The sequence below is a fragment of the Paraburkholderia sp. 2C genome (assembly GCF_054589215.1).
Map to the genome: position 1 here is coordinate 69,459 of NZ_BAAILL010000050.1, position 11,904 is coordinate 81,362.

At 61.0% G+C, this 11,904-nt stretch carries 9 protein-coding genes; 5 read left to right on the forward strand and 4 right to left on the reverse strand.

All coding sequences use genetic code 11. The annotated features are described in order from the left end of the window. Entirely contained in the window at nucleotides 1-1,314 is a 1,314-nt protein-coding gene (locus tag ACYPXD_RS27230; protein ID WP_459718734.1) for a serine hydrolase domain-containing protein, read from the reverse strand. Between the two features lie 261 nt (nucleotides 1,315-1,575). Between ACYPXD_RS27230 and ACYPXD_RS27235 the strand changes: the two genes are divergently transcribed. Together ACYPXD_RS27235 and ACYPXD_RS27240 are read left to right on the forward strand one after the other, a co-directional pair. Beyond that, nucleotides 1,576-2,781, forward strand: coding sequence for a cytochrome P450 (locus tag ACYPXD_RS27235; RefSeq protein ID WP_459718737.1), 1,206 nt, complete (start codon nucleotides 1,576-1,578; stop codon nucleotides 2,779-2,781). Nucleotides 2,782-2,791: 10 nt separating this feature from the next. Next, nucleotides 2,792-3,805, forward strand: coding sequence for a DUF2891 domain-containing protein (locus ACYPXD_RS27240; protein WP_459718740.1), 1,014 nt, complete (start codon nucleotides 2,792-2,794; stop codon nucleotides 3,803-3,805). Here the strand turns inward: ACYPXD_RS27240 and ACYPXD_RS27245 are convergent, their stop codons facing one another. Then, nucleotides 3,806-5,251: a tetratricopeptide repeat protein gene (locus tag ACYPXD_RS27245; RefSeq protein WP_459718743.1), complete on the reverse strand. Its 1,446-nt coding sequence runs from the start codon at nucleotides 5,249-5,251 to the stop codon at nucleotides 3,806-3,808. 315 nt (nucleotides 5,252-5,566) lie between these two features. Here ACYPXD_RS27245 and ACYPXD_RS27250 point away from each other — a divergent pair, with 315 nt between their 5' ends. Continuing rightward, nucleotides 5,567-6,427 (forward strand): alpha/beta fold hydrolase, encoded by an 861-nt coding sequence (locus ACYPXD_RS27250; RefSeq protein WP_459718746.1) that lies wholly within the window; start codon nucleotides 5,567-5,569, stop codon nucleotides 6,425-6,427. Nucleotides 6,428-6,860: 433 nt separating this feature from the next. Next, on the forward strand, nucleotides 6,861-8,231 hold the full coding sequence (gene oxlT / locus ACYPXD_RS27255; protein ID WP_459718750.1) for an oxalate/formate MFS antiporter: 1,371 nt from the start codon (nucleotides 6,861-6,863) through the stop codon (nucleotides 8,229-8,231). Between the two features lie 109 nt (nucleotides 8,232-8,340). Here oxlT and ACYPXD_RS27260 read toward each other — a convergent pair whose 3' ends face one another. After that, nucleotides 8,341-9,327: an aldo/keto reductase gene (locus ACYPXD_RS27260; RefSeq protein ID WP_459719636.1), complete on the reverse strand. Its 987-nt coding sequence runs from the start codon at nucleotides 9,325-9,327 to the stop codon at nucleotides 8,341-8,343. A 153-nt stretch (nucleotides 9,328-9,480) separates the two neighbouring features. Next, on the reverse strand, nucleotides 9,481-10,395 hold the full coding sequence (locus ACYPXD_RS27265) for a LysR family transcriptional regulator (protein ID WP_459718752.1): 915 nt from the start codon (nucleotides 10,393-10,395) through the stop codon (nucleotides 9,481-9,483). A 138-nt stretch (nucleotides 10,396-10,533) separates the two neighbouring features. Between ACYPXD_RS27265 and ACYPXD_RS27270 the strand changes: the two genes are divergently transcribed. Further along, nucleotides 10,534-11,898, forward strand: a complete 1,365-nt coding sequence (locus ACYPXD_RS27270; protein ID WP_459718755.1) for an MFS transporter — start codon at nucleotides 10,534-10,536, stop codon at nucleotides 11,896-11,898. The last annotated feature ends 6 nt before the right edge of the window (nucleotides 11,899-11,904 follow it).

The window sequence follows — 11,904 nt, forward strand, 5'->3', positions numbered from 1 at the left end:
TCACGCGCGTTGCAACCCGTCGTAAAGCCGCTCCTCGAACTGGCCGTACAGATCGACGACGCGTGCGTCGTAAAAGGGTAGCGTCTGCGTAAAGAGCGATCCCGCCACGCGTTTCACGGGATCCAGCCAGAAGTGGGTGTTCAGCAACCCGGCCCAGCTGACGCTGCCCGCACTGCGGCCATGTGGGCCCGGCTGCGCATTGATATCGAACGACAGCCCCCACTTATGCGGCTGTCCAGGAAACAGATCGAAGCTGTTCGACCATGACGGCTGAGCCGACTTCATTTCGACAACCTGAATATCGCCGATGTGATTGCGCAACATCGTGGCTACGGTATCCGCGCGCAAGACGCGTTCGCCGTGGTAAGCACCATCGTTGAGCAGCATTTGCAGAAACGCCATATAGTTGCGCGGCGTGCTAAAGAGTCCGCCGCCGCCCATAAAGAACTCGGGGCGCTGGTTCATCTCGAACGGCTCCGGCGCCAGCGAGCCGTCCGGCTGGCGGCGATGCATCGTTGCAACGCGGCGCTTCTGTTCGCTTCCTATCAGGAAGCCTGTATCGCGCATATCGAGCGGCTCGAAAACGCGCTCGCGAAAATAGACCTCCAGCGACTGGTCGGTGACAGCTTCAACGAGCTTTCCAACCCAATCCATGCTGATACCGTACTGCCAGCGCTCACCCGGCTCGAATTCGAGCGGCGCGGCAAAGGCGCCATTCAGCGAGTAGCCGATGTCGGGCATGCCCGTCGCTTTTTCATACTGGCCTAGCCGCTCGCTCCAGATGCTATACGTATAGCCCGATGTGTGGGTCAGCAGATGGCGCACTGTAATCGCCTTGCGCGCCGGACGCAGTATCGGAGCGCCTGAAGCATCGAATCCTTCAAGAATGGGCGGCGATTTCAGTTGCGGCAGAATGTCGGCCGCCGGCTGATCCAGTTGCAGTTTGCCCTGTTCGACAAGCTGCATGCAGGCCGTAGCCGTGATGGCCTTGGTCATCGACGCGAGCCAGAAAACCGAATCCGGCCCGATCGGCTCGCCGGTGCGAATGTCTACCGTGCCCGCCGACCCTTCGTAGACGAGCCCGCGCTGTGTTGCGCCCATAGCGACGACGCCGGCCACCACGCCGTCGTTGACCGCGTGCTGCAGGCACGCGTCGATCGACGTGAAGCCAGTCCGCCGCACCGTTTCCGTGCGCTTAGGCAAGCGCGTCGTTGCCGCATGCGCATTGCCGTCCATCAGCGCACCCAGTGTCGCGGCGGTCACCATGCCTGCAGCCCCCTTGAGCAGGCGCCGGCGATCTATTCCGTCTGTCATCTGATTTCTCCAGAGCGTTTGTACTGTGTGACTGCATGAGGTATCGATGCGACGGAATTCTGGACAGACGGCAGCACGAACAAAATGGCCGGAACGACACTGGAAAAGTGACATCGCGTCACGAATCGCGCACACGGGCCGGAATAACGTCGATCGCATGGCTGTTCCTGTCTATAGGCCGGCACCGCGCGCGTTTCGCGATGAAGCGTGGCGTGGGGCCTGGCGCTGGTTTCCGACTGTCCGCCTCCTGGAGCCCATGCGATGCAATTCAGCGATTTCTCGAGCCCTGCGTTCTTTAACAACCCTTACCCGCTCTATGACGAAATGCGCGCCGCCGGGCCGCTTGTCAAACTCTCCCCGGGGCTCTATGTGACCGGGCGCTATTCGGTTGTGCAGGATTTGTTGTCAGACCGGCGTTTCGGCAAAGGTATCGAGGCCAGCGTGAAGGCCCGATATGGCGAAAGCGCTATCGACCAGCCCATCTTTCGCATGGCCACCCACATGCTCGCGGGACTGAACCCGCCGACCCATACGCGGCTGCGCGCCTTGCAGATGAAGGCGTTCACGGCTCGTCAAATCGAACGTTTTCGCGTGGCGTCGCAAGACATTTCCCGTCATCTTGCCGACGCGTTAATCGCCAACGATCAGCCGGATGTGATTCGCGACTTTGCATTTCCGCTGCCTGCGCAGATCATTTGCACGATCATGAACGTGCCGCTGGAAGATGCGCCGATGTTAAAGCGGCTAAGCGACGATGTATCCCGCGTGCTCGATGTCAACCTCATGAGCCCGGAGCAGCTTCAGAAAGGCAACGATTCGGTTCTTGAACTCCAGCGGTATTTCACCGCGCTGTTCGAATTGCGCAGACGAAGCCCAGGCGACGACCTCATATCGCAAATGGTTGCGGCCGAGGAAAACGGCGATGTGATGACTAACGAGGAACTTGTCGCGAACGTTCTTCTTCTGTTTGTAGCCGGTCATGAAACCACGACTAATATTATCGGCAACTCACTGGTTTCGTTGCACCGGCATCCGGAGCAGTTGATCCTCGCCCGGTCCAATCCGGCCATGCTGCCGAATGTCATCACGGAATGCATGCGCCACGAAACGTCGGTTCAATCGACCATGCGCGTTGCGCTCGAAGATGCGGAAGTCGAAGGCGTACAGATGACTCGCGGCGACGTGGTGTTCGTTTGGCTCGGCGCGGCACATCGCGATCCCGAGAAGTTCGTCGAGCCCAACAGATTAAAGGTCGACCGATCGTTCAAGGATGTCAAAATACTGAGCTTCGGCGGCGGCCTGCATTTTTGCCTTGGCGCGCGGCTTGCCTCGATGGAGATCGAAGCCGCGCTGGGCACGCTGTTTTCCCGACTGCCGGACATGCGCATTACGAACCTCGACGATCTGCACTGGCACAAGCGTTCGCAACTTCGCGGCGTCGAGTCTTTGCAGATAGCCCGTTCCTGACGACGCTCTTATGACGACCCAGCTCACTGCCGCCATCGCATCGAAATTTGCCAGTCTCGTGCTCAGTCACCTGACGCGCGAGTACCCGAACCAGTTGAGTCATCGGCTCGCCGGGCCGCAAGATGTACAAAGTCCGCGTTCGCTGCATCCGCTCTTTTACGGCAGCTTCGACTGGCATTCGTGCGTGCACGGCTACTGGCTCGTGCTGCGTCTGATCGACCGCTTTCCCGATTTGCCGGAAGCCGCGCGCATCATTCAGGTAGTCGACACACATTTCACCGACGCGAACGTCGCCGGCGAACGCGCCTATCTGGACTTGCCGCATAACCGCGGCTTCGAGCGTCCGTATGGCTGGGCGTGGCTGCTTGCGCTCGCCGCGCAGGTCGATGCGCTGCAGCTTCCGCACGCCGCGCGTTGGGCAACAACGATCGCGCCGCTTGCCGATGCTTTTGTCGAACGCTTCGAGGAATTTCTTCCGAAGTGCACCTACCCGCTTCGTGTCGGCACGCACTTCAATACCGCGTTTGCGCTCACGCTCGCGCTTGATTTCGCGCGTGCGTCTGCTTCGCGCAGATGGCTTGAAACGCTGATCGTCGATTCCGCAAGACGCTGGTATCTGAACGATGCGGGCTGCCAGGCATGGGAGCCGTCGGGCGACGAATTCCTGTCGCCGGCGTTGATGGAAGCGGAATTGATGCGCCGCGTGCTCGCGCCTGCCGAGTTCGACATCTGGTTTGCGCGTTTTCTGCCCGGGCTCGCGTCACGGCAGCCCGCCACGCTATTCGTGCCTGCGGCAGTGTCCGATCGCAGCGACGGCAAGATCGCGCATCTCGACGGGCTCAATCTCAGCCGCGCGTGGTGTCAACGCTCGCTTGCGCGCGCGTTGCCCGACAGCGATGTGCGGCGCGCGCTGCTACTCGATGCCGCCGAACATCATCTGCAAAGTGCGCTTAAGCATGTCGCCGGCGATTATATGGGCGAGCATTGGCTCGCAACATTTGCAATGCTCGCACTCGAAGCGTGATCAACCGGCGTGCGCCCTGTGCGGGTCTTCGAGTTGGCTCTCAGGCTGGACTTCGCCCTCGCCTTTAGCCTTGCCTGAAGCGATGCGGCGAAGCATGGCGTGGAACGCATATTTGATTCGCTCAACGCTTGCCGTCTTATAGGGAAACGACCCGTTGTCGCCGTGCGCAAGCATGCACGCGTTGACCTCGAACACAACGACCGCGCCATTTTCATCGAGCGCGCAATCGATGCCGAAGTAGTCGAGCCCGATGGTCGCGCCGATCGTACGCAGCGCGGCGTACTGCGCTTCACCGAATACGCCCTTCGGATTCTCGAGGAACCGCTGTTCCTCTTCCTGCATCCACGGCGTACGTGCCATCGCGGTCGTCGCGTGGTGCACTTTCCACTGATCGCCGATTGCGAGGTGATACGGCAGGATCTCGCCATCGACATAGAAAAAGCGGTACTTGCGGTAGTGTCCGTCCTGCGATTTGTACTCGACAAACGGCGTCAGATAGTAGTCGCAACTGTCGCCGTGCCGCTCGACGAACGCACGCACTTGCCACATCAGATGCACCAGTTCGAAGTCGTTTCCGCCGTGCGTGCCGGCCCGCCGCAACAGCAACGGAAACGGCCATGGAAACGCCGCTTCGTCGGCAATCAGCGCGCGCAACGCATCGGTCGTGTACAGGCGCGCTTGCGGCACGATACATCCGGGCGTATCGGCAATCAGCTTCGCAATCGATTCGCGTCCGGTGTACGCAATCCGTTTCGGATGATTGACGATCGGCTTGCCGATCTGATCGACGAATTCTTCCGCCAGCGCAAGCATCGGTCCGCACTGATCGACATCGGCGATCAGGTTCACCACCACATCGCCGCTGTTGCGCAAGACTTCGTTGTCGTATTTGAAGTCCTGCAGCAGGTTCAGCACATTGCTGTCGAACGGCGCGCCTTCGACGAGATACGAGAACGGCGTATTGCCGCGCCCGGGCGCAAACACGAACAGCGCGCTAAAGGGCGACGGCTTGACAGCTGACGGCACGTTGACGAACAGCTTATGTTCGAGCGCGCGACGGTAATGTGCGTCGGCCTCCTCGTTCAGATACAGCGACTGCTCGAAGTTCGCAACGAGGTGCAGTGTTTCAGGGTCGTTCGGCTGCTTTTCGAGGATGCTCCTGAAATGCTCGAGCGCGCGCCGAGGGCGCCCGGCGCTCGCGTGCGCAAACCCGATCTCGCGGTGCACAGGCACACATTCGTCGGGATCTTCGGCAAGCATCGGCGTCAGCCAGCCGATCGCCGCGTCATGCCGGTTCGTCCGGTTCAATACCTCGGCCAGTCCGAAACGCGCACTCCAATGCGTGGGGGCGTTCTTGATTACTTCGAGGTACAGATTTTCGGCAAGATCGAGACGACCTTCGCGATGATGGCTAAACGCGCTTTGCAGCAGATTGTTGATGGACATGGCGGATAGCGCGTGAGGAAGTCATGCGGCAGAGGGGTCGCGCCGCGCGCACGAAACATAGCAGAACATCGGTACGTATGGGGGTGTTTGAATGCCATGCGTAAGCTTCTATTTTTTACGCAGCAACAATTGAAAGCTTGAGAGACGGCGCCAAGGCGTCCGAATGCCCTAAAGGAATTTTCACGTGCAGCGATTGTTATATCGATGAAACCCGTCGATGAAACCCGCGCACACGGAACGCTATGCCGAATCGTATATGCGCTAGCGATCGGACAACCCCCAATACGCAACCTGCACGGTACGCTGATCCATCACATGCTCACCGATAAACCTTCGTTTCTGCTTGTTCACGGCGCCTGGCACGGCGCTTCCACGTGGCGTCATCTGGCGCCTCTGCTCGAAGCGCGAGGCCATATCGTGCGCGCGTACGACCTGCCCGGCGCTGGCGCACAGGCGAAGCAACCGGCGTCATATCTTCGCCTGCCACGCGACAACGAAACCTTCGCGGCCGAACCGACATTGAATGCCGGGATTACGCAGGACGACCGCACGCGGGCAGCCATTGGATGGATCGAGGACATGCATCGGCAAACCGGTTTGCCCGTGATTCCGGTCGGCCATTCGCTCGGGGGCGTGACGGTTACCGGCGTTGCGCAAGCGCGTCCCGAGCTCGTGCATGCGGCTGTCTATCTGGCCGCGTATCTGGTGCCGCCCGGCCAGGTGCCAGCAAAGATTCGCGCGCTGCCATCGATGAGCGGCTCGCTGATCGGCTTGCCGAGCAGAGGCGATCCATTGAAGACCGGCGCGTCCCGTATCGATCCGCGCAACCCCGACCCCGCATATCGCGAGTTGCTCAGGCGTGCGTTTTATGGCGACATCGACGAGGCCGCGCTCGACGACGAGCTCTCGCTACTGCATTGCGACGAGCCAGTGGCCGCGCTTACCGCGCCGTCCGAGATGACGCGCGAGCGCTTCGGCAGCGTACCCCGGCACTACATTCGCACGGCTGGCGATGCGTCGATGATGCCCGGCGCACAGGACCATCTGATCTCCGCGGTTGACGCGACAATGGGCAATGCGACGACCCTTCATACGCTACCGTCCGGTCATTCGCCACATGTGACGCAGCCTGCGTCGCTCGCCGAACTGCTTTGCGCGATCGCCGCGAACGTTTAGGCGGCCTTCGTGATCGGCTGTGCGGCGAGGGGCTGTGCGGCAGGGCTGTGCGGCACCGCACCAACACCTACAAAGAAAAAACTTTACATTACGTTTTACTTTCAACTATAAAGGTAACGCATGTCGCGAACCCGCTTTGTCTCGCCGCATGTCCTGGCCCGCCGGCTCTTGTACGGCGGGCTTTTTTTTGGCCTGAGCCTGCCATTTATGCATCACCTTCATTTCCCTTTCGTTCGACGAAATGCCTGGTGAAAACCCCGTCAATCCTTTCTCTTGACTTACTTGATATATCACATACTGTATCGACTTATGACCGGCCCTAAAACTGCCCTTTACCAGGCTTGACCAGGTTTGAGTCAGGTTGGCGACGACCCAGCCCAGTCGTCCCCTTCCCCACAAACATAAATCAAGGCAGTCATACATCGGAGACATCATGAGAGCGGATCGAGAGGAACAGGCGGGACAAGCGTCGTCGTGGATGGCGTCGCCGTGGGTACAGCTTGCATTCGGCGTGATATGCATGGCGATGATCGCCAATATGCAGTACGGCTGGACGTTATTCGTCAACCCGATCAACGAGAAGTACCAGTGGGGACGCGCCGCGATTCAGGTGGCGTTCACGATCTTCGTGGTCACGGAAACGTGGCTCGTGCCCGTTGAAGGATATCTCGTCGACCGCTTCGGACCGAGACCGGTCGTGGTCGGCGGCGGCATTCTGTGCGCGCTCGCGTGGGCATTGAACTCGGTTGCGTCGTCGCTGCCGGTGCTCTACTTCGCTGCGGCGATCGGCGGTATCGGCGCGGGCGCGGTGTACGGCACCTGCGTTGGCAATGCGCTCAAATGGTTTCCCAATCGCCGCGGCCTTGCGGCAGGGATCACCGCGGCTGGCTTCGGCATGGGCTCCGCTGCAACGGTCGTGCCGATCGCCAATATGATCAAGAGCAGCGGCTATGAAGCGACGTTCCTGTGGTTCGGCCTGGGCCAGGGGATTATCGTGTTCTTTCTCGGCCTCGCCTTGCTGGCGCCGCCGAAGAGCCTGCTCGAAAGCGCTAAAACCGCGGCGACGAACACGGCCAACGCGGTCAAGCGGACCATCTACAACGCAACGCCTCGCGAAGTGGTGAGCTCGCCGGTGTTCTGGGTCATGTACCTGATGTTCGTGATGATGGCCGCGGGCGGCCTTATGGCAACGGCTCAGCTCGGTCCGATCGCAAAAGATTTCGGTTTGCAGGACTCGCCGGTTTCCCTGGTTGGCCTTACGTTGCCGGCGCTGACCTTCGCACTGACCATCGACCGCGTGCTCAACGGCCTGACGCGGCCGTTCTTCGGCTGGGTATCGGACCGTATCGGCCGCGAGAACACGATGTTCGTCGCGTTCGCGATCGAAGCGGTTGGTATCGTTGCGCTGTCGCGGTATGGTCATAGCCCGACTGCGTTCGTTATCCTGACGGGTATCGTGTTCTTTGCATGGGGCGAAATCTATAGTCTCTTCCCTGCTACTTGCGGCGACACGTACGGCCCCAAGTTCGCCGCGACGAATGCGGGTTTGCTCTATACCGCGAAGGGCACCGCTGCGCTGCTCGTGCCGTTCACGAGCGTCATTACCGCGGCGACGGGCAGCTGGCATGCGGTGTTTATGCTTGCGGCCGGCATGGCGGCGCTTGCCGCACTGCTCGCGATCTTTGTGTTGAAGCCGATGCGCCGCGCGCATGCAGAACGACACTCATCGCCCGCCATCGATCTTCCGTATGGCGCGGGGTCGCTCGTTAGCGAGTCGGCGCGCATCTCGGGCGTCGAGCGATAAGCACCTGAGCACGCCATGCGCCGGCATGTGCCTTAGCGCTTAAGCAATAAAAACGGGTCGCCTTTGCTGGCGACCCGTTTTTGTCATTTGCCACCGCTTGCGCGTTTTCTTACCAGCGCTGATGCACGTGCGGCGCGATCAGTTGATCGTAGATGCGGTGCGCGTGAGTCATGGTCTCTTCGGTCAAGGCGCCAAGCGCGCTCGCCTCGGCATTCGCCTTAGCCTGCGCCGCGCTTCTGGCGCCCGGAATCACGACCGATACGGCTTTCTCCATCAGAATCCAGCGCAGCGCGAACTGGGCCATCGTCGCGCCTTGCGGCACGTCGGCGCGCAGCGCTTCGACCGCTTCCAACGCGACCTCGTACGGCACGCCCGAAAAAGTCTCGCCCACGTCGAACGCTTCGCCATGACGATTGAAGTTGCGATGGTCGTCCGCCGCAAACGTGGATTGCGCATTGAGCTTGCCCGTCAGCATGCCGCTTGCAAGCGGCACGCGAACGATCACCGCGACGTTCTTCGCCTGCGCCTCGCGGAAGAACAATTGCGCGGGCCGCTGCCGGAAAATGTTGTAGATGATCTGCACCGATACGACGTTCGGATACTCGATCGCCTTCAGCGCTTCTTCGACGCGCTCGACCGACACCCCATAGTGGCGCAGCTTGCCCGCGGCGACGAGTTCGTCAAGCCCCTCGAACAATTGCGGGCGGAAGTAAACGTCAGTGGGCGGGCAATGCAGTTGCACGAGGTCGAGCGTGTCGACGCCGAGGTTCTCGCGGCTGCGATCGATAAACGCTTCGATATTGGCCTTTGTATAACCGTCGGCGACATGCGGGCTCAGTCTGCGCCCCGCTTTGGTCGCGACCACGGGCCGCTTGCCGCCGCGCTCGCGCAGCACGTCGCGAATGATCCGCTCCGAGCGGCCATCGCCGTATACGTCCGCCGTGTCGATAAACGTGACGCCGGCGTCGAGCGCCGCATGCAGTGCCTGGCGCGCATCCGCGTCGGACACGTCGCCCCACGATCCACCGATCGCCCACGCACCGAAGCCGATTTCCGAAACGTCCCAGCCGGTGCGGCCGAAACGGCGATGATGAATCTGCATGAATGTCTCCTGGAAGTTCACGATTTGGGATCGGTTTGCGCCCGCAAGACCGCTAGTGTGCCAGCAAGTTGCCACATCTGCCGATATGCGCGGTTGTATCGGTTTGTCTGTGTCTGCGGCGTTGTTCGCTATGCATCATGCCTTTGCCTACGCAGCGCCGAACATGCCGACCAGTTGCTCGCGCAACCATCGGTGCGCCGGCACCGTTTCGTTACGCTGATGCCAGAACAGGCTGATCATGCGCTCGGGCGCCTCGAGCGGCGCCCGCACGCCGATGAGTTCGCCGCTCATGCCGAAGCGTTCGCACAAATCGCGCGGCATGACTGCAATCAGATCGCTTGCGCGGATCATTTCACACGCGACCGTATAGTGATTGACGGTTGTGACAAGATTGCGTTTGAGGCCGCGTGAAGCGAGAAAAATATCGAACGACGGTTGCGTTTGCCCCGCAAGACTGATGTCGACATGCCGCGCACCCAGAAAGCGTCGCGTGGTCAAACGGCCGGCACTTGCAAGCGGATGATCGCGCCGCATCAGGCAGGCATAGTCGACGCTCCACAACGAGCGCGAACGGATATAGGCAGGCGGCAAGGTTTCGTTCACGTACACGCCGATCAGGCAATCGACGCGATTGTCTTCGAGCAGCGTCGGCGCATCGAGCAGCATGTTCGGCATCGAATGAAAGCGCAGCCCCGGCGAGGTTGCACCAAACCGCGCCACGAGCCGCGGCATCACGATGCTCGCGACGTAGTCGGACATCGAGAGACTAAAGCTCGCTTGGGCGCTCTCCGGCAGAAATGTCTCTTCGTCGAGCGCGGCGCGAATGCGCGACAACGATTCGCCGACCGGCCCCCAAAGCGCAATCGCGCGCTGCGTCGGCGTGACGCCGGCGCCGTTGCGCACGAAAAGCGGATCGTCGAATGCCTCGCGCAAGCGGCTTAGCGCATTGCTTACCGCCGGCTGCGTGAGCGACAGCTTCGACGCCGCGCGTGTGACCGCCCCCTCCGACATCAGCGCTTCGAATACTTTGAGCAGGTTCAGATCGAGCGTCCTGAAGTTCATCGCGTCTCCATTCACCGTCTTTATATGGCGGATCACGATTATAAATATTTATGACGTTAAGCATGGCCCTAAAATCGGCCGTGCAGGTACGACGTCCGCTTCGCTAAGCGCCGCTCAGGACAATGGGAGAGACAACACGTGTCGACGATTTCCGGCCGCATCGAGCGTCTGCCGTTCGGGCGTTTCCACAAGCGCCTGCTGTTGATGGGCGGTCTCGGCTATACGTTCGATGCGATGGACGCCGCTGCCGTCGCGTTCGTGCTGCCGGTGCTGCGTCACGACTGGGCGCTGACCAGCGTGCAGACCGGTGTGCTCGGCAGCGGCAATTTCATCGGCTACTTCTTCGGCGCCTTGTCCGCGGGCACGCTCGGCGATCTGATCGGCCGGCGCAAGGTGATGATGTGGGCGTTGTTGCTGTACAGCGTCGCGACCGTCGTCAGCGCCACCACTCATTCATGGCCCGCCTTTCTCGCATCGCGGATCGTTTCGGGCATCGGCACCGGCGCCGAAAGCGCGATCATCGCGCCGTATCTCGCGGAGTTCGTCGCGCGACGCTATCGCGGGCTCTTTACGGGTTCGCTCGCGGGCTTCTTTTCGTTCGGCTTCGTCGGCGCGGCGCTGCTCGGCTATTTCATCGTGCCGGCGTTTCCCGCAGGCTGGCGCGCGGTGCTGTACATCACCGCGGTGCCGGTGGTGATGCTGCTATGGTGGCGGCGCGCGTTGCCGGAATCGCCGCGCTGGCTCGAAAGCCGCGGCCGCAGCGCGGAAGCGGACCGCGTGCTGACGAAAATCGAAAACGAATTCACCACGGCCGGCGTCGCATTGCCCGAGCCCGAATCGATCGGCACGAGCGGTGCATCGCCCAGCGTTGCCGGCACGCTGCTCAAGAATTTCCGCGCACTGTGGACCGGCAGACAGGGGCGCATCACCGCGATGACCTGGCTGATGTGGCTGTCGATCACCTTCAGCTACTACGCGTTTTTCACGTGGATTCCCGGCCTGCTCGTGCAGCGCGGCATGAGCATTACGCAGAGCTTCGGCTATTCAGTCGCGATCTATCTCGCACAGGTACCCGGCTATTTCAGCGCATCGTGGTTCAACGAACGCATCGGCCGGCAAGCGACGATCGCGTCGTACATGGTACTAGGCGGCGCGTGCGCACTCGGCATGGCATTCGCGTCGACCGGAGGCGAAATCATGCTGTCAGGCATCTGCCTGTCGTTCTTTATGAACGGCACGTATGCCGGCGTTTACGCGTATACCGCCGAAGTGTTTCCGACCGCCGTGCGTACCACCGGCACCGGACTTGCCTCGGCAATCGGACGCATCGGCGCGATTGTGTCGCCGATACTCGTCGGCTATCTGTTTCCGACATTCGGCTTTGGCGGTGTATTCGGCACAACCACCGTCGTGCTGCTGCTCGGCGCCATTTCGGTGCTCGTGATGGGCATCCCGACGCGCGGCCGCTCGCTCGAAGACATCGCCTCAAGCGAAGCGGTATAACGCTGT

What these genes read in the sequence shown, in the direction of transcription:
- ACYPXD_RS27230 (WP_459718734.1), bottom strand. Translation starts at nt 1,314, where the DNA reads ATGACAGACGGAATAGATCGCCGGCGCCTGCTCAAGGGGGCTGCAGGC.
- ACYPXD_RS27235 (WP_459718737.1), top strand. Translation starts at nt 1,576, where the DNA reads ATGCAATTCAGCGATTTCTCGAGCCCTGCGTTCTTTAACAACCCTTAC.
- ACYPXD_RS27240 (WP_459718740.1), top strand. Translation starts at nt 2,792, where the DNA reads ATGACGACCCAGCTCACTGCCGCCATCGCATCGAAATTTGCCAGTCTC.
- ACYPXD_RS27245 (WP_459718743.1), bottom strand. Translation starts at nt 5,251, where the DNA reads ATGTCCATCAACAATCTGCTGCAAAGCGCGTTTAGCCATCATCGCGAA.
- ACYPXD_RS27250 (WP_459718746.1), top strand. Translation starts at nt 5,567, where the DNA reads ATGCTCACCGATAAACCTTCGTTTCTGCTTGTTCACGGCGCCTGGCAC.
- oxlT (WP_459718750.1), top strand. Translation starts at nt 6,861, where the DNA reads ATGAGAGCGGATCGAGAGGAACAGGCGGGACAAGCGTCGTCGTGGATG.
- ACYPXD_RS27265 (WP_459718752.1), bottom strand. Translation starts at nt 10,395, where the DNA reads ATGAACTTCAGGACGCTCGATCTGAACCTGCTCAAAGTATTCGAAGCG.